This is a genomic window from Geobacillus thermocatenulatus (assembly GCF_002217655.1).
In the GTDB taxonomy this organism is placed as follows: domain Bacteria; phylum Bacillota; class Bacilli; order Bacillales; family Anoxybacillaceae; genus Geobacillus; species Geobacillus thermocatenulatus.
On record NZ_NEWK01000001.1, the window covers coordinates 720,309 to 737,239 of the forward strand.

Here is a 16,931-nt window from a genome sequence, read left to right on the forward strand (position 1 = left end):
CATTTCCTATTCATGGGAAGCTGTTTTCTCCAAAAACGCCCGGCCATAGTGGCCATGGTCATGGAGCATGGCGTGCTCCACTTGGATGGTGGCGTGCTCGATGCCGTATTTTTCCTTCAACATTTCATTCACCGCCAAGATGACGCACAGCGGCTGGATGCGTTCGTTGACAAACACATGAGCCGACAGCGAGTAATGGTCGGTCGAGATGGCCCATAAGTGCATGTCGTGCACGTCTTCGACCCCTTCGATCTTTCGAATGTCGGCGCGGATTTGTTCGAGGTCGAACCCATCGGGCACGGCTTCCATTAAGATGAGATACGATTCGCGCATAATTTTCGCCCCGCCTGTGAAAATGATGGCGGCGATCACGAAGCTGATGATCGGGTCGAACATCGTCCAGCCGGTGAAGTAAATGAGCAGCGCGGAAACGATGACGCCGATCGAGCTAATCAAGTCGCCGATGAAATGCCAAAGGGCGCTCTGAACGTTCAAATTGTCTTCCTCTTTCGTGCTCCGGCTTAAGACGATGGTCAAGATGAGGTTGACGACGAGGCCGATCGCTGCGATCCCGAGCATGAGGCGAAAGTTGATCGGTTCAGGATGGAGAAAACGCTGAATGCCTTCCCATAAAATCCACAGCGCAATGACGGCCAACGTCAGCCCGTTCAAAAACGATGTGATGATTTCAAACCGCAAAAAGCCGAACGTAAACCGACGGTTCGGCGGGCGCGTCGCCATGTAGAGGGCGACCATGCTTAAGCCAAGCGCCAATACATCGGATGCCATATGGGCCGAATCGGACAAGAGGGCGAGTGAGTTGGAAATCAGTCCGCCAATGATTTCGACGGCGGTGAAAAACATGGTCAACAAAAGCGTCACCCAGAGCGCTTTTTTCGATTCATGTTGTGTTTTGACGTGCGGGAGATGGTGAAAATCGTACAGTGTTGGAGCCATAATGCACCTCCATTATTTATAATAATTATCAACTTGTATATATTATAATATAAAAATCCACCTGTGTGCAAATGAAATTTCGACAGCCAGAAACAGCGGTTGTTGGAATTTGTCTAAAAATATAGACGAAGCATTCAAGGAATGAAGCCTTCTGTTGGCGAATAGGAATCAATGTTGTGTATGGCCATCATTTTGCTTCGGAAAGGATGCGATCCAGCTTGATTGCGGCGAATCCGACAGATTTAGAAGTGTATTTGTTTCATGAAGGCCGTTTGTATCAAAGTTATGAGCTGTTCGGCGCTCATGTCATCCGCGACGGCGGAGCGATCGGTACTCGCTTTTGCGTGTGGGCGCCCCATGCGCGGGAAGTCCGTCTTGTCGGTAGTTTCAACGATTGGAATGGGGCGAATTCCCCCCTGACGAAGGTGAACGACGAAGGGGTATGGACGATCGTTGTTCCAGAAAACTTGGAAGGGCATCTCTATAAATATGAGATCATCACACCGGATGGCCGTGTTCTGTTGAAAGCGGACCCGTACGCCTTTTGCTCCGAATTGCGCCCTCATACCGCCTCGATTGTCTACGATTTGAAAGGATACGAGTGGAATGATTCATCTTGGCAGCGGAAGAAACGGCGAAAGCGGATTTATGACCAACCGATGGTCATTTATGAACTTCATTTCGGTTCGTGGAAAAAGAAACCGGACGGCCGCTTTTATACATACCGTGAGATGGCGGACGAACTCATTCCGTACGTGCTGGAGCGCGGATTTACGCACATTGAGCTGCTTCCGCTTGTCGAGCATCCGCTCGATCGTTCGTGGGGATATCAAGGGACTGGCTATTATTCGGTGACAAGCCGCTATGGCACACCGCACGATTTCATGTATTTCGTCGACCGCTGCCATCAAGCGAGGCTTGGCGTCATCATCGACTGGGTGCCGGGGCATTTTTGCAAGGACGCCCACGGGCTGTACATGTTTGACGGCGCGCCGACGTATGAATACGCGAATGAAAAAGACCGAGAAAATTACGTCTGGGGGACGGCGAATTTTGACTTGGGCAAGCCGGAAGTGCGCAGTTTTCTGATCTCCAATGCGTTGTTTTGGCTGGAGTATTACCATGTGGACGGGTTTCGCGTCGATGCGGTCGCCAATATGCTTTATTGGCCGAACAATGATAGGCTGTACGAAAATCCGTATGCGGTCGAGTTTTTGCGCCAGTTGAATGAGGCGGTGTTTGCCTATGACCCGAATGTCTTGATGATTGCGGAAGATTCGACCGACTGGCCTCGGGTGACCGCGCCGACGTACGATGGCGGCCTTGGGTTTAACTACAAGTGGAACATGGGCTGGATGAACGACATGCTGAAGTATATGGAAACGCCGCCGCATGAGCGGAAATACGCCCATAACCAAGTCAGTTTTTCCCTCCTTTATGCGTATTCGGAAAATTTCATTTTGCCATTTTCCCATGATGAAGTTGTGCATGGCAAAAAATCGCTGCTCAATAAAATGCCTGGGTCGTACGAAGAGAAGTTCGCCCAGCTGCGCCTATTGTATGGCTACATGATGGCCCACCCTGGGAAAAAGCTGCTGTTTATGGGCAGTGAGTTTGCCCAGTTTGATGAATGGAAGTTTGAGGGAGAGCTCGACTGGGTGCTGTTCGATTTTGACTTGCACCGGAAAATGGACGAATATGTGAAGCAACTGATCGCCTGCTATAAACGGTATAAGCCGTTTTACGAGCTTGATCATGATCCGAGGGGGTTTGAATGGATTGACGTTCATAATGCCGAACAAAGCATTTTCTCGTTCGTCCGCCGCGGGAAAAAAGACGGCGATCTATTGGTAATTGTTTGCAATTTCACAAATCAGGCGTATGACGATTACAAAGTCGGCGTGCCGCTTTTGGCGCCGTACCGCGAAGTGCTGAACAGCGATGCAGCGGAGTTTGGCGGATCAGGGCATGTCAATTCGAAGCGGCTTTCCGCTTTCCATGAGCCGTTTCATGGAAAACCGTGCCATGTGCGCATGACGATTCCGCCGTTTGGCATTTCCATTTTGCGGCCAGTGCAAAAACGAGGGGAGAGAAAGCAGAATGAAGAAGACGTGCATCGCCATGTTATTGGCCGGCGGCCAAGGAAGCCGGCTTCGCTCGCTGACGAAAAACATCGCGAAACCGGCCGTGCCGTTTGGGGGGAAGTACCGGATCATTGATTTTACGTTGAGCAATTGCACGAACTCCGGCATTGACACAGTCGGGGTGCTGACCCAATATCAGCCGCTTCTTTTGCACTCGTACATCGGCATCGGAAGCGCATGGGATTTGGATCGAAGAAACGGGGGCGTCACCGTCCTTCCCCCTTATTCCGCCTCTTCCGGCGTCAAATGGTACGAAGGCACAGCGAACGCCATTTATCAAAATATGAATTATATTGAACAATACGACCCGGATTACGTTCTCGTGCTGTCTGGCGATCATATTTACAAGATGGATTACCAGCAGATGCTCGACTACCATATCGCCAAACAGGCGGATGCCACGATTTCCGTCATTGAAGTGCCGTGGGAAGAGGCGAGCCGATTCGGCATTATGAACACGAATGAAAACATGGAAATTGTCGAATTTGCCGAAAAGCCGGCCAATCCGAAAAGCAATTTGGCATCGATGGGCATTTACATTTTCAATTGGCCGTTATTGAGGGAGTATTTGCAAATCGACAACGCCGACCCGCATTCGTCGCACGACTTTGGCAAAGATGTGATTCCGCGGCTGCTTCGGGAGAACAAGCGGCTCGTGGCCTATCCGTTCAAAGGCTATTGGAAAGATGTCGGCACCGTCAAAAGCTTGTGGGAAGCCAACATGGATTTGCTCGATGAACACAATGAACTTGACTTGTTTGACCGCTCGTGGCGCATTTATTCGGTCAACCCGAACCAGCCGCCGCAATACATCGCTCTTGAAGCGGAAGTGAGCGATTCGCTTGTCAATGAAGGATGCGTCGTGGAAGGAACGGTGAGGCGCTCGGTGCTGTTTCAGGGCGTCCGCATCGGCAAAGGGGCAGTCGTGAAAGAAGCGGTTATTATGCCGGGGGCGGCCATTGGCGAAGGAGCGTATGTCGAGCGGGCGATCGTTACGCCGGATTGTGTCATCCCGCCGCATTCGACTGTGAGCCCGGGCGATGCTGATGATGACGTCGTGCTCGTAACGAGTGAGTGGATCAAGCAACGGAATAAGGACACCGCAAGGAAGGATGGAGCATAATGAACAACAACGTGATGTTGGGCGTCATCGACGCCACCACGTATATGGAGGCAATGGCGCCGCTTGTCGAGAGGCGTTCCATCGCAGCAGTGCCGTTTGCCGGGCGGTATCGGCTCATTGATTTCGTGCTTTCAAGCATGGTCAACTCCGGCATTGAAAGCGTCGCGATTTTTCCGAAATACCAATATCGGTCGCTGATGGACCATTTAGGATCAGGGAAGAATTGGGATTTAAACCGAAAGCGGGACGGATTGTTTTTCTTCCCATCGCCGGACTTGTTATTTTCCGGTGAGCGCCGGGTCGGGGCGTTCGCCCATTTTGAGCAGCATATCGACTATTTTTTGCGGAGCCGGCAAAAGTATGCGGTCATCGTCAATAGCTACACGGTGTGCAACATCGACTTTGACGCCGTCCTCGACCGCCATATCGAACGCGGCTGCGATGTGACGCGAATTTGCCATCGCGGCGAGCCGCTGGAGATGTACGTGTTGGAGACGTCTCTTCTGCTTGATTTGATCGCCGGCTACAAAGACCACGGCTATCGGAGCATCGTCGATGTCGTCTGCGATGACTGCCATTCGCTCGCCATTTGCGACTATGAATACAGCGGGTATGCGGCCGTCATCGATTCGCTCGCCCGCTATTTTCAAGCAAGCATGGAGCTGCTTGACCGAAGCGCTTGGGAGCAGCTTTTTCTTCCATCGCGGCCGATTTATACGAAAGTGAAAGACGAGCCGCCGACGAAATACGGGCGGGACGGGAATGTGAAGCGCTCGATGATCGCCAACGGCTGCGTCATTGAAGGAACGGTGGAAAACAGCGTCTTGTTTCGTTCTGTGAAAGTCGGCAAAGGAGCCGTTGTGAAGAACAGCATCGTGATGCAAAAATGCCAAATCGGCGACGGGTGCGTGCTTGATGGCTTCATCGTCGACAAAGATGCGAAAATCGAACCGGGGGTCGTTTTGCAAGGGACGGCGGAACGGCCGTTTGTCGTTCGCAAAGGAACGGTGCAAGGGGAGGTCGCCAGCCGATGAACGTGCTGTTTGCCGTATCAGAATGCGCCCCGTTTGCCAAATCAGGGGGATTGGCCGACGTCGCCGGCGCGCTGCCGAAAGAGCTGCGCCGGCTTGGCGTCGATGTCCGCGTCATGTTGCCCAAGTATGAAACAATCACTTCAAAGTGGAAAGAACGAATGGACAAAGTGGCGGAGTTCGTCGTGCCGGTCGGGTGGCGCCGCCAGTATTGCGGCGTTGAGAAGCTCGAGCATGACGGGGTCGTCTATTACTTGATTGACAACGAATACTATTTCAAACGGCCGCAGCTGTACGGCCATGATGACGACGGCGAGCGGTTCGCTTATTTTTGCCGGGCGGTGCTGGACGCGCTTCCGGCGATTTCGTTTCAGCCCGACATCATTCATTGCCATGACTGGCATACCGGCATGATTCCGTTTTTCTTGCGCGAGCAATACCGCCATGATCCGTTTTATGCGGATATCCGCACGATCTTTACGATTCACAACTTGCAGTTTCAAGGGCTGTTTCCGCGCGGGATTTTAGAGGATTTGTTGAATTTGGACGGACGGTATTTCACCGTCGACCATCTCGAGTTTTACGGAAGCGTCAGCTTTATGAAAGGGGCGCTTGTCGCCTCCGATTTGATCACGACGGTGAGCCCGACTTACAAAGAAGAGATTCAAACCGCCTATTACGGCGAGCGGTTGGACGGTTTGCTGCGGGCGCGGCGGAATGATTTGCTCGGCATTGTAAACGGCATTGACGACGAGTTTTACAATCCGGAAACCGATCCGTTTTTGGCGGCGACCTATAGCGTACATACGCGGGAAAGAAAAAAACTCAACAAGCGCGCTTTGCAGCGGCGGTTTGGTCTGCCAGAGCGGGACGATGCGCCCGTTGTCGCGATGGTGACGCGAATGACGGCGCAAAAAGGGCTCGATTTGGTGACGTGCGTCTTTCATGACCTCATGCAGGAAGACATGCAGCTCGTCGTGCTCGGCACCGGGGATTGGCGCTTTGAACAATTTTTCTCGCAAATGGCGGCGGCCTATCCGGACAAAGTCGGGGTGTACATCGGCTTTCACGAACCGCTCGCCCATCAAATTTATGCGGGCGCGGACTTGTTTTTAATGCCGTCATTGTTTGAACCGTGCGGGCTGAGCCAAATGATCGCGCTTCGGTACGGGACGATTCCGATCGTTCGGGAAACGGGCGGGCTGAACGATACGGTGCAAGCGTACAATGAATTCACAGGAGAAGGGAACGGATTCAGTTTTACGAACTTTAACGCCCACGACATGTTGTACACGATCCGCCGGGCGCTGTCGTTCTACCGCCAGCCATCTGTCTGGGAGCGGCTCATGGAGCGGGCGATGCGCGGCGATTACAGCTGGCGCCGGTCGGCGAGGGAATATCGAAAAGCGTACGAACAGCTGAACAAAAAGGGGGAAGACGCGCTTGTTCGCGGATAAAGAAACGTTTCAACGGGCGTTTGTGACGCGGGTCGAGGCGTTGTGCGGCAAACCGTTTGCGGAGTCGACGGTGCGCGATCATTATCATGTCCTTGGCCATATGGTGCGCGAACATATCAGCCGCCATTGGATCGCGACGAACGAGCGTTGCCGGGCGGAGCGGCGGAAGCAAGTGTACTATTTGTCGATCGAGTTTTTGCTCGGCCGTTTGCTCGGAAGCAACTTGTTAAACCTCGGCGTCCGCCCGATGGTGGAAGAGGGGCTTCGCGAACTCGGCATCCGGCTTGAAGACGTCGAGGAATGCGAAGCGGACGCCGGGCTTGGCAACGGTGGATTGGGGCGGCTCGCCGCCTGTTTTCTTGATTCACTTGCGACGCTCAATTTGCCGGGCCACGGACAAGGCATTCGCTATAAACACGGGCTGTTTGACCAAAAAATCGTTGACGGCTATCAAGTCGAGCTGCCGGAGCAATGGCTGCGAAACGGGAACGTTTGGGAAATACGGAAAGAAGAGCTGGCGGTCGAAGTTCGCTTCTGGGGAAGGGTCGAGGTGTCGGAACAAAACGGCCGCCTTGTGTTCCGCCATGTCGACAGCGAAAACGTGATGGCCGTGCCGTACGATATGCCGGTCATCGGCTTCGGGACGAACACGGTCAACACGCTCAGGCTTTGGAGCGCCGAGCCGGCGAAAACGTTCCCGCTTTATAAAGATGTGATGCAATACAAGCGGGAGACGGAAGCCATTTCGGAGTTTTTGTACCCGGACGATACGCACGATGAAGGCAAACTGCTCCGGTTAAAGCAGCAGTATTTTCTCGCCGCCGCCAGCCTCGGCAGCATCACTCGCGCCCATCGCCGCCAGCACGGGAGCTTGCGCCGCCTCCATGAATATGTCGCCATTCATATCAACGACACGCACCCGGCGCTCGCGATTCCGGAGTTGATGCGCATTTTGCTCGATGAGGAAGGGATGAGCTGGGAAGAGGCTTGGCACATTACAACCCATACGATCGCGTACACGAATCATACGACGCTGGCGGAAGCGTTGGAGAAATGGCCGATCCGCCTCTTTCAGCCGCTGTTGCCGCGCATTTATATGATCGTCGAGGAAATCAACGAACGGTTTTGCCGCGAGCTGTGGGAACGTTATCCCGGCGATTGGGGGCGGATTGAACAAATGGCCATCGTCGCCCACGGGATGGTGAAAATGGCGCACTTGGCCGTCGTGGCAAGCCATAGCGTCAACGGCGTGGCGAAACTGCATACGGACATATTGAAACAGCGGGAAATGCGCTTGTTCTACGAATGGGCGCCGCACAAGTTCAACAATAAAACGAACGGCGTGACGCACCGGCGCTGGCTGTTGAAAGCCAACCCTGAGCTGTCGACGTTGATTACGGAAACGATTGGGCCGCGCTGGATCCGCGAGCCGGAAGCATTGATTGAGCTGAAGTCTTATGCTTCCGATCCGGCGTTTCAGCAGGCGTTGGCTGCGGTCAAACAGCAGCGGAAGGCGAGGCTTGCCGTCCGCATTTACGAAAAAACCGGGATTCTTGTTGACGAATCGTCCATTTTTGACGTGCAAGTGAAACGGCTGCACGCTTATAAACGGCAGTTGTTGAACGTTTTGCACATTATGCATTTATACAATCGACTGAAAGAGGATTCACACTTCTCGATTTATCCCCGCACGTTCATTTTCGGAGCGAAAGCGTCGCCAGGCTATTACTACGCCAAGCGGATCATTAAGCTCATCCATTCGGTGGCGGATCAGGTGAACAACGATAAACGGACGAACGAGCAACTGAAGGTCATTTTTTTGGAAAATTACCGCGTATCGCTCGCGGAAGAAATCATTCCGGCCGCCGATGTGAGCGAGCAAATCTCAACAGCTAGCAAAGAAGCGTCCGGGACGGGCAACATGAAGTTTATGATGAACGGCGCTGTTACGCTTGGCACGCTGGATGGAGCCAACGTCGAAATCGCGGAAGCTGTCGGGGAGGAAAACATGTTTTTGTTCGGGCTGACGGCCGATGAAGTGCTCCGCTACTACGAACACGGAGGCTATCGGGCGCATGAGTATTACCATCATGACAAACGGATCAAGCAAGTTGTCGACCAGCTCATCAACGGCTTTTTCCCTGATGTCGGCGACTACTTTGAGCCGATTTACGACTCGCTCTTGGCGCAAAACGACGAATATTTTGTGCTGCGCGACTTTGCCGCCTACGCCGAGGCGCACGAGCGGGTTGAGGCCGCTTACCGCGATCCGGCGCGCTGGTGGCGGATGAGCGCCGTCAACATCGCCCATTCCGGCCGTTTCGCCAGCGATCGGACCGTAGCGGAATACGCCGCCGACATTTGGGGTCTTTTGCCGTCGGGGGAACGTTTCTCAACTTAGGAAAGGACGTTTTGGGGCTGATTTTTCATTCAATCATCGTCCTTTTTAGGGAATTTCGAGGGAATAAAAGCAAAAGGGCGTTCCGTTTGGCCGGAGCGCCCTTTCTCGCTTAGTCGTCGCCGTCGAGCCAGTCGCCGATGCCGCCGAGGATGCTGCCTTCGCCGACCGACCGTCCGCCGGCGCTCGGGGCTGCAGCGAGGACGCGGTCAGCGAGCCGGCTGAACGGAAGCGACTGCACCCACACTGCTCCCGGACCGGTGACGGTGGCCAAAAACAATCCTTCGCCGCCGAAGAAGGCGGTTTTGATGTTGCCGACATATTCAATATCGTAGTTGACGTCTTTCGTCATGGCGACAAGGCAGCCGGTGTCAATGCGAAGTGTTTCCCCGGGCTGCAAGTCGCGGCAGTGGATCGTTCCGCCGGCGTGCAAAAAGGCAAGCCCGTCACCTTCCAACTTTTGCATAATAAACCCTTCGCCGCCGAAAAAGCCAGCGCCTAGCTTGCGCTGAAACTCAATGCCGACGGAGACGCCTTTTGCCGCACACAAAAAGGAGTCTTTTTGGCAGATGAGCTTCCCGCCAAGTTCGCTCAAATCGACCGGGATGATTTTTCCCGGATACGGAGCGGCGAAGGCGACGCGGCGCTTGCCGCTTCCTTGGTTGGTAAACACGGTCATGAACAAGCTTTCGCCGGTGAGCAGCCGCTTCCCCGCGCCGACAAGGCGGCCAAGCAGCCCTTTTCCGGACGAGGAGCCGTCGCCAAATACGGTTTCCATGACGATGCCGTCATCCATCATCATCATCCCGCCCGCTTCCGCGACCACGCTTTCGTATGGGTCGAGCTCGATTTCGACAAACTGCATGTCATCGCCGTACAGCCGGTAATCGATCTCATGTGCGTTCATCATTTCGCCTCCATTAGGATCATATAACGTTCTGCTCTGTACTACGGAAAACGGCATTGGCCTGTTTCACAAAAAAGACCATCTTGCCGATGGCCTTTTTCATGGAGTCGTTTCCCCAAAATGCTGCTGGGACGGTCTTTCATCGTACCGGCGGTAGCTGTCTTTCGATGTATACGGGTCTTTTTCATACGCCGGCAAATCGCCGATGTTCGACATGATGCCTTCGTCATCCAATATGTTTTCCAGCAGCTCATGCTCCCGTGTCGGGTACACACGTACGCGTTGGCCATGCAAATCGACGGCCGCGAAATTTTCCAAGTCTTCGACATAGCCGACGTTCTCTTCCGACTCGGCATACACTTCGCTGTAGGAATCGACGTTTTTGCCAAGGTCCGAAGGGGTGTCGGACGTGCCGTAGCGGGCTACTTCCTGCCATGCATCTTCCGCGTCGTAAGCGACCGATTCCGCGCGGTCATCGAAATCGAATTTGCCAAACGGCGGCATCAGCACGCCCTCTTCAAGCGGCCGCTTTTGCGACACCGTTTGATCCGGGCTGTGCTCACGGCAGTAGAGTGCTGTTGGCAACGCTTCGAGCCGTTCGTATGGGATCGGACGACCGCATACGCAGCACGTTCCGTATGTGCCGTCGACGATGGCGCCAAGCGCCCGTTCAATCTCGCGAAGTTCGCGCTCGGCATGCTCCTTTAGGGCGAGATCTTTTTCCCGCTCATACAGCTCTGTCGCCTCATCGGCCGGATGGTTGTCGTAGCTCGCCAGCTCACCGACCGCATCGTGGGCGTGGCTGCGGATCGTGCCGAAATGGTCGTTTTGCTTGAGCCGGTCTTCCGTCTCCCGTTTCATGTTGAGCAGTCTCGAGCGGAGGGCGGCAAGCTGTTCGTTCGTCAGCATCAGTCGCAATCCCTTCCTTCGCAGTAGCGTCTATATGATGTAGTATGGGCGAAAATCAAAAAAAAACACGGTCATGTTGACCGTGTTACAGCCAATGGGCAATGAGCAAGCCAGCGGCGAGCAAAAAGCCGAACTGCGTATTCGTTTGCGCCGTCGCCTTCATCGCCGGCATCATCTCGATCGGCTTGATTTTGCCGATAAATCCGCGCGTCGCCGCAACCGCTTTCGGGATGCTCAACAGCGCAAGCAGCGCCCAAGGCGGAACGATGTGAAACAGAACGAGGGCGGCCGTCCAAAGAAAGGCAACGGAGAACATGGCAGCGAGCAGGCGGATGGCCCAGTTGCGGCCGATCAAAATCGCGAGCGTCTTTCGCCCTTTTTCACGATCGCCGTCCAAGTCGCGAATATTGTTCGCCAGCAAAATGGCGCCGACCAAAATCGCGATCGGAATGGCGGTGAGCACGGCACCGCCGCTGATATAGCCTGTTTGGATGAAAAATGAAATCAAAATAATGACAAAGCCCATAAAAAACCCAGCCGCCAGTTCGCCAAACGGCGTATAGGCGATCGGAACCGGCCCTCCGGTGTAAAAATAACCGGCCGCCATGCAAATCGTTCCGACAACGGCGAGCCACCAGCTGCTTTCGGCGCAAATGTAGACGCCGATGAGCATAGCCAACCCAAGACAGCCAACCGCCAACGCCAGCACCGTTTTCGGCTTGAGGCCGTCGCGGACGATGGCGCCGCCGATGCCGACCGATTCCGCGGAATCGAGGCCGCGTTGATAATCGTAGTATTCGTTGAACATGTTCGTCGCGGCTTGAATCAACAAAGAGGCGATCATCATCGCGGCAAACAGCAGCCAATTGACAGACGTTTCGCCCATCGCCAGCACCGTGCCGACGCATACGGGCACAAACGCCGCCGTCAACGTATGCGGGCGCGTCAGCCGCCAAAAGACGCGCCAGTCGCGTCGCGCCGGCGGGCGATGGTCCATATGTGTGAATGATTGCATATTCATTCCCCTTAGATTCTGTGAAAATGTCATTCGTTTATGTCCAAAATAAGTGTAGGCAAACGTTGAAAGCATGTCAACCCTTCCCGATAGATAAATGATTTCCTATTATATATAATGGGAAGTGGGGATGGAGGGGGAATTTTACGACAGAAAGCGTGAGGAACGTGGCGATTGGATTTCGACATCACCTGCAGCAACAATTGCATAGATTGGCGGTGAATGCAGCGCGGCCGTTTGTCAGCTGGGCGGAACCGTGGGAGGGCGTTGATCCGGTTTCTTTTTTTATGCAAGGGCCGTCATGCGGCTTCCGCGAACGGTTTTTTTGGGCGGATCGAACCGGAGGCACGATATTGGTCGGCCTCGGCTCCGTTTATGCGATCGAAACGGAGAAGGCCGACAGCCGGTTTGATGACGTGGAAGCGGGCCGGCGCCGATGGGAGAAGGAGATGGAGCCATACGGCGCGGTCGATGCGCCGCCGTTATTGTTTGGCGGATTTTCGTTTGACCCCTATCGGCCGGGCACCGACATTTGGCGCGGCTTTCCGGCCGGGAAGCTCGTGGCGCCGGCCGCGCTTCTTGCCGTAAGAAACGGCAAAACGACGTTGACCGTCACCATGCCGACCCATCAACAGGGAAGGGATTGGGAGCGGATCGGGCGCTTGCTTGAGCGGATCAGCGGCCCTATGGCCGCTCCAAAGCAACTTCCGCGCCTTGTGTCAGACGAAGAAGAAGAGAAAGAACGATGGTTGGCGGCTGTTCATAAAGCGATCACTTCGATTCGCGCGGGGGAATTGGACAAGGTAGTGCTCGCCCGCGCTCGGCGCCTGGCGTTTGCCAAAACGGTGGATGCCGCAGCCGTACTCCAGCGGCTTCGCGAGCAGCAGCCGTTTGCTTACATTTTTGCGTTTGAACAGGACGGCCGCTGTTTTATCGGGGCTTCCCCTGAGCAGCTTGTCCAAAAAGAAGGGAAAACGTGCCGGTCGGTTTGCCTCGCCGGATCGGTGCGCCGCGGGGCCGCTATGGAGGAAGACGAGCGGCTTGGCGCTTGGCTGCAGGCGGATCGAAAAAACAACGAAGAACATCAGTTTGTTGTGCAAATGATCGGCCGCTTGTTTTCTTCCGTCTGCGAGACGGTCGAGATGCCGCCCGCGCCGCAGCTGCTCAAGCTGCCGCACATCCAGCATTTATGCACTCCGGTTGTCGGCCGTGGCTGCCGCGAGCGCTCGGTGCTCCGCTTAGTGGAAATGATGCATCCGACACCCGCGCTCGGCGGAACGCCGCGCGATCGGGCGCTGGAGGTGATCCGCGCCCTTGAGCCGCTTGATCGCGGATGGTATGCAGCGCCGATCGGCTGGGTGGATGGCGACGGCAATGGAGAATGGGCGGTCGCCATTCGCTCCGCCTTGCTCGCCGGGAAGGAAGCTATGCTGTTTGCCGGTTGCGGCATTGTGGCGGATTCCGATCCTGACAGTGAATATGAAGAGACGAACGTCAAAATGGCCCCGATGTTATCGGCGTTGGGAGTGATGAACGATGGCTGATGCCTTGTCTGTTTATGTAGCGGCATTGGTGGACGGATTGGCGGAGGCTGGGGTGACGGAGGCGGTGATCAGCCCCGGTTCGCGCTCGACGCCGCTTGCGATCGCGATGGCGGCCCACCCTAGCTTGCGACTATATATGAATATCGATGAGCGGTCGGCCGCGTTTTTCGCCCTCGGCTTGGCGAAAGCGAAGCAGCGTCCGGTCGCGCTCGTATGCACGTCCGGAACGGCGGCGGCCAACTATGGGCCCGCGGTTGTCGAGGCATACTATTCGCGCGTGCCGCTTGTGGTGCTGACGGCCGACCGGCCGCATGAACTGCGCGATGTCGGGGCGCCGCAGGCGATTGACCAGCTCTACTTATACGGACGATACGCCAAGTGGTTTGTGGACTTGGCGCTGCCGGAAGAGGCGGATGACATGTTGCGATACGCGCGGACGATGGCGGCAAGAGCCGTTCAAACGGCCGCCGGTGCACCGTGTGGGCCTGTGCATGTGAACGCGCCGTTTCGCGAGCCGCTTGTCCCGCATATCGATGAGGCGGTTTGGGAGCGGGTGCGGTCCGTTTCGAGAGCGCCGCAAGTGTGGCGCGGCCGCCCAGCGCTGCCGCAAGAGAGCGTATCGGCGCTGTATGAGCAGCTGTCGGCGGCGGAACGCGGGGTGATCGTCTGCGGGCCGCTCGATCGCCCTGGGTTTGCCGAGGCGGTCACAGAGTTGGCGCGGGCGCTTGATTTTCCGATTTTGGCCGATCCGCTTTCCCAACTGCGCGCAGGTACGCATGACAAAACGTATATCATCGACAGCTATGATGCCTTATTGCGGGAAGAAACCGCCGCTTCCAAGCTTGTTCCAGATGTGGTGCTTCGGTTCGGCGCCATGCCGGTGTCGAAGCCGCTCTTTTTATGGCTGAAGCGCCATCGCGCGATTCGTCAAATTGTTGTCGACGACGGCGGCTGGCGCGATCCGACGTTGTCCGCGGACAGCTTCGTTCAGAGTGATGAATGGATTCTTTGCCGCCAGCTTCTTGAACAGGCGAAACCGAAAGAAAACAAAAGCGCGTGGTCGGCGATATGGCGCGAGATGAACGCGATCGCCCGCGCGGCGCTTGAGCGCCATCTGCCAAAAGAAGAATGGTTTGAAGGGAACGTGTTCACGGAGCTTGCCGATTTGCTTCCAGCCGGGGCGGCGCTGTTTGTCGGCAACAGCATGCCGATTCGCGATGCGGATACGTTTCTCTTTGCGACGAACAAGCCGCTTCGCGTTTTGGCCAACCGCGGCGCCAACGGCATTGACGGAGTCGTCTCGAGCGCTTTGGGCGCAAGCGTTGCCGCGAACCCGCTTGTATTGGTGATCGGCGACTTGTCGTTTTACCACGATTTAAATGGCTTGTTGGCGGCGAAAATGCATTCGTTGTCCGCTACCATTGTGTTGTTGAACAACAACGGCGGCGGCATTTTCTCGTTTTTGCCGCAGGCGCGCCATAAAGGGGAATTTGAAACGCTATTTGGCACGCCGACGGATTTGTCGTTTGTCCACGCCGTCGAGATGTACGGCGGCCGCCATACGGTGCCGCACCATTGGGTGGAGTTCCGCCGCCATGTATCGGAATCATTGTCATCAGGCGGGCTTCATGTCATTGAAGTGCGCACGTCGCGCGCGGAAAATGTCCGAATGCATCGATTGTTGTGGAACGAGGTTGCCCGGGAAATCGCGAAATATCTCGAATCAAGAGGAATGGCATGACCATGATGGTGAATGGGGTTTGTTACCATGTGGAACAATACGGAGAAGGAGAGCCGCTTCTGTTGCTTCACGGGTTTACGGGCAGCGCGGACACGTGGCGGCCGCTCGCCCCGTTTTGGCCGGACTTCCGTGTGATGGCCGTCGACTTGTTGGGCCATGGGCGGACCGAGGCGCCAAAGGACGCCCGAAGGTATCGGATCGAACACGCGGCGGCTGACTTGGCGGCGCTCCTTGACGAATGGGGCGTCGAACAAGTGAACGTGCTCGGATACTCGATGGGCGGCCGGCTCGCGTTGGCGTTCGCCGTTTGGCATCCGCACCGCGTTCGCCGCTTAGTGCTGGAAAGCAGTTCGCCCGGCTTGAAGACAGAGGAGGAGCGGCGCATGCGGCGGGGAGCGGATGAGGCGTTGGCGCGAAAGATCGAAACGGAAGGCGTCCGTGCTTTTATCGATGATTGGGAAAAAATCACGCTGTTTGCCACTCAGCAGGCGCTTCCGGATTCGGTGCGGGCGGCGATTCGCCGCGAGCGGCTCCGCCATACGGCAACGGGGCTTGCCAACAGTTTGCGCGGGATGGGGACCGGCGTGCAGCCGTCATTTTGGGAGCGGCTTGGGGAACTTGACATGCCCGTGCTCCTTGTTTGCGGGGAGCGCGATGAGAAGTTTTGCCGCATCGCCGCCCAAATGCACGAGCGGCTGCCCAACAGCGAACTTGTCTGCGTTCCGGATGCTGGACATGCAATTCACGTGGAACAGCCCGGCATTTTTGCTAAAATAGTAAGTGAATTCATAACAAAGGGGGAAGTGTAAATGCCGTTTGAATGGGTGAAGCAGTACGACTATGAGGACATTATTTACGAAACGTACAACGGCATCGCCAAAATTACGATCAACCGTCCGGAAGTACATAACGCGTTTCGGCCGAAAACGGTGAACGAGATGATCGATGCGTTCACAAAAGCGCGCGATGATTCGAATATCGGCGTCATCATTTTGACCGGCGCCGGCGGCAAGGCGTTTTGCTCGGGCGGGGACCAAAAAGTGCGCGGCCATGGCGGCTATGTCGGCGAGGATGAAATTCCGCGCCTCAATGTGCTTGATTTGCAGCGGCTCATTCGCGTCATTCCGAAGCCGGTTATTGCGATGGTTGCCGGCTACGCCATCGGCGGCGGGCATGTGCTTCATGTCGTCTGCGATTTGACGATCGCCGCAGACAACGCCATTTTCGGCCAAACGGGGCCAAAAGTCGGCAGCTTTGACGGCGGCTATGGCGCCGGCTATTTGGCCCGCATCGTCGGCCATAAGAAGGCGCGGGAAATTTGGTATTTATGCCGCCAGTACACGGCGCAAGAAGCGCTCGAAATGGGGCTGGTCAACAAAGTCGTGCCGCTTGAGCAACTTGAAGAAGAAACGGTCAAATGGGCGCAGGAAATTTTGGAGAAAAGCCCGACGGCCATTCGCTTCTTAAAAGCGGCGTTCAACGCCGACTCTGACGGCTTGGCCGGCATTCAACAGCTTGCGGGCGACGCGACGCTTCTTTTCTACACGACCGAAGAGGCGAAGGAAGGAATGCGGGCGTTCAAAGAAAAACGGAAGCCGGACTTCGGCCAGTTCCCGCGGTTTCCGTGATGGGAATAAAGCAGCTTGATGAAGAATCAAGCTGCTTTTTGCCGCTTTTTCAAAGCGAGGAATGATGGCCGATGGGC

The 16,931-nt window shown here is 55.5% G+C and carries 13 protein-coding genes; 9 read left to right on the plus strand and 4 right to left on the minus strand.

What is annotated here, in order from left to right:
- Positions 1 to 6: 6 nt before the first annotated feature.
- Complete coding sequence (locus B9L19_RS03730; RefSeq protein ID WP_047752614.1) at positions 7 to 957, minus strand: cation diffusion facilitator family transporter; 951 nt, start codon at positions 955 to 957, stop codon at positions 7 to 9.
- A 206-nt stretch (positions 958 to 1,163) separates the two neighbouring features.
- Here B9L19_RS03730 and glgB point away from each other — a divergent pair, with 206 nt between their 5' ends.
- From glgB to B9L19_RS03755, 5 genes are read left to right on the plus strand one after another with little or no spacing between them, the layout of a single operon-like run.
- The gene (gene glgB, locus B9L19_RS03735; protein ID WP_047752632.1) at positions 1,164 to 3,176 is read left to right on the plus strand and encodes a 1,4-alpha-glucan branching enzyme; all 2,013 of its coding nucleotides are present in this window, start codon (positions 1,164 to 1,166) and stop codon (positions 3,174 to 3,176) included.
- Positions 3,058 to 4,224 carry a glucose-1-phosphate adenylyltransferase gene (locus tag B9L19_RS03740; protein ID WP_082131167.1) on the plus strand — a complete coding sequence of 389 codons (1,167 nt, stop codon included), beginning with the start codon at positions 3,058 to 3,060 and terminating at the stop codon, positions 4,222 to 4,224. The genes glgB and B9L19_RS03740 overlap by 119 nt, the downstream gene beginning before the upstream one ends.
- On the plus strand, positions 4,224 to 5,258 hold the full coding sequence (locus tag B9L19_RS03745) for a GlgC family sugar phosphate nucleotidyltransferase (RefSeq protein WP_047752615.1): 1,035 nt from the start codon (positions 4,224 to 4,226) through the stop codon (positions 5,256 to 5,258). The genes B9L19_RS03740 and B9L19_RS03745 overlap by 1 nt, the downstream gene beginning before the upstream one ends.
- Complete coding sequence (glgA, locus tag B9L19_RS03750; RefSeq protein ID WP_025950184.1) at positions 5,255 to 6,712, plus strand: glycogen synthase GlgA; 1,458 nt, start codon at positions 5,255 to 5,257, stop codon at positions 6,710 to 6,712. The genes B9L19_RS03745 and glgA overlap by 4 nt, the downstream gene beginning before the upstream one ends.
- Positions 6,699 to 9,113, plus strand: coding sequence for a glycogen/starch/alpha-glucan phosphorylase (locus B9L19_RS03755; RefSeq protein WP_047752616.1), 2,415 nt, complete (start codon positions 6,699 to 6,701; stop codon positions 9,111 to 9,113). The genes glgA and B9L19_RS03755 overlap by 14 nt, the downstream gene beginning before the upstream one ends.
- A gap of 109 nt (positions 9,114 to 9,222) precedes the next feature.
- On the opposite strand, the gene B9L19_RS03760 is transcribed toward B9L19_RS03755, so the two are convergent.
- The 3 genes from B9L19_RS03760 to B9L19_RS03770 form a co-directional block, all read right to left on the minus strand.
- Positions 9,223 to 10,017 (minus strand): TIGR00266 family protein, encoded by a 795-nt coding sequence (locus B9L19_RS03760; RefSeq protein ID WP_025950186.1) that lies wholly within the window; start codon positions 10,015 to 10,017, stop codon positions 9,223 to 9,225.
- 99 nt (positions 10,018 to 10,116) lie between these two features.
- Positions 10,117 to 10,926: a yteA family sporulation protein gene (locus B9L19_RS03765; protein WP_047752617.1), complete on the minus strand. Its 810-nt coding sequence runs from the start codon at positions 10,924 to 10,926 to the stop codon at positions 10,117 to 10,119.
- 85 nt (positions 10,927 to 11,011) lie between these two features.
- The gene (locus B9L19_RS03770) at positions 11,012 to 11,941 is read right to left on the minus strand and encodes a 1,4-dihydroxy-2-naphthoate polyprenyltransferase (RefSeq protein ID WP_025950188.1); all 930 of its coding nucleotides are present in this window, start codon (positions 11,939 to 11,941) and stop codon (positions 11,012 to 11,014) included.
- Between the two features lie 167 nt (positions 11,942 to 12,108).
- Between B9L19_RS03770 and B9L19_RS03775 the strand changes: the two genes are divergently transcribed.
- From B9L19_RS03775 to menB, 4 genes are read left to right on the plus strand one after another with little or no spacing between them, the layout of a single operon-like run.
- A complete protein-coding gene (locus B9L19_RS03775; RefSeq protein ID WP_025950189.1) occupies positions 12,109 to 13,485 on the plus strand; it encodes an isochorismate synthase in 1,377 nt (458 codons plus the stop codon).
- Entirely contained in the window at positions 13,478 to 15,226 is a 1,749-nt protein-coding gene (gene menD / locus B9L19_RS03780; protein WP_047752618.1) for a 2-succinyl-5-enolpyruvyl-6-hydroxy-3-cyclohexene-1-carboxylic-acid synthase, read from the plus strand. The genes B9L19_RS03775 and menD overlap by 8 nt, the downstream gene beginning before the upstream one ends.
- The gene (menH, locus tag B9L19_RS03785) at positions 15,223 to 16,035 is read left to right on the plus strand and encodes a 2-succinyl-6-hydroxy-2,4-cyclohexadiene-1-carboxylate synthase (protein ID WP_025950191.1); all 813 of its coding nucleotides are present in this window, start codon (positions 15,223 to 15,225) and stop codon (positions 16,033 to 16,035) included. Before menD ends, menH begins: the two co-directional genes overlap by 4 nt.
- The gene (gene menB, locus B9L19_RS03790) at positions 16,036 to 16,854 is read left to right on the plus strand and encodes a 1,4-dihydroxy-2-naphthoyl-CoA synthase (protein WP_025950192.1); all 819 of its coding nucleotides are present in this window, start codon (positions 16,036 to 16,038) and stop codon (positions 16,852 to 16,854) included.
- Positions 16,855 to 16,931 lie beyond the last annotated feature (77 nt).

Excerpts from the sequence above, each read along its gene's own strand:
- B9L19_RS03730 (WP_047752614.1), bottom strand. The coding sequence starts at position 957 with ATGGCTCCAACACTGTACGATTTTCACCATCTCCCGCACGTCAAAACA.
- glgB (WP_047752632.1), top strand. The coding sequence starts at position 1,164 with ATGCGATCCAGCTTGATTGCGGCGAATCCGACAGATTTAGAAGTGTAT.
- B9L19_RS03740 (WP_082131167.1), top strand. The coding sequence starts at position 3,058 with ATGAAGAAGACGTGCATCGCCATGTTATTGGCCGGCGGCCAAGGAAGC.
- B9L19_RS03745 (WP_047752615.1), top strand. The coding sequence starts at position 4,224 with ATGAACAACAACGTGATGTTGGGCGTCATCGACGCCACCACGTATATG.
- glgA (WP_025950184.1), top strand. The coding sequence starts at position 5,255 with ATGAACGTGCTGTTTGCCGTATCAGAATGCGCCCCGTTTGCCAAATCA.
- B9L19_RS03760 (WP_025950186.1), bottom strand. The coding sequence starts at position 10,017 with ATGAACGCACATGAGATCGATTACCGGCTGTACGGCGATGACATGCAG.
- B9L19_RS03765 (WP_047752617.1), bottom strand. The coding sequence starts at position 10,926 with ATGCTGACGAACGAACAGCTTGCCGCCCTCCGCTCGAGACTGCTCAAC.
- B9L19_RS03770 (WP_025950188.1), bottom strand. The coding sequence starts at position 11,941 with ATGCAATCATTCACACATATGGACCATCGCCCGCCGGCGCGACGCGAC.
- menD (WP_047752618.1), top strand. The coding sequence starts at position 13,478 with ATGGCTGATGCCTTGTCTGTTTATGTAGCGGCATTGGTGGACGGATTG.
- menH (WP_025950191.1), top strand. The coding sequence starts at position 15,223 with ATGACCATGATGGTGAATGGGGTTTGTTACCATGTGGAACAATACGGA.
- menB (WP_025950192.1), top strand. The coding sequence starts at position 16,036 with ATGCCGTTTGAATGGGTGAAGCAGTACGACTATGAGGACATTATTTAC.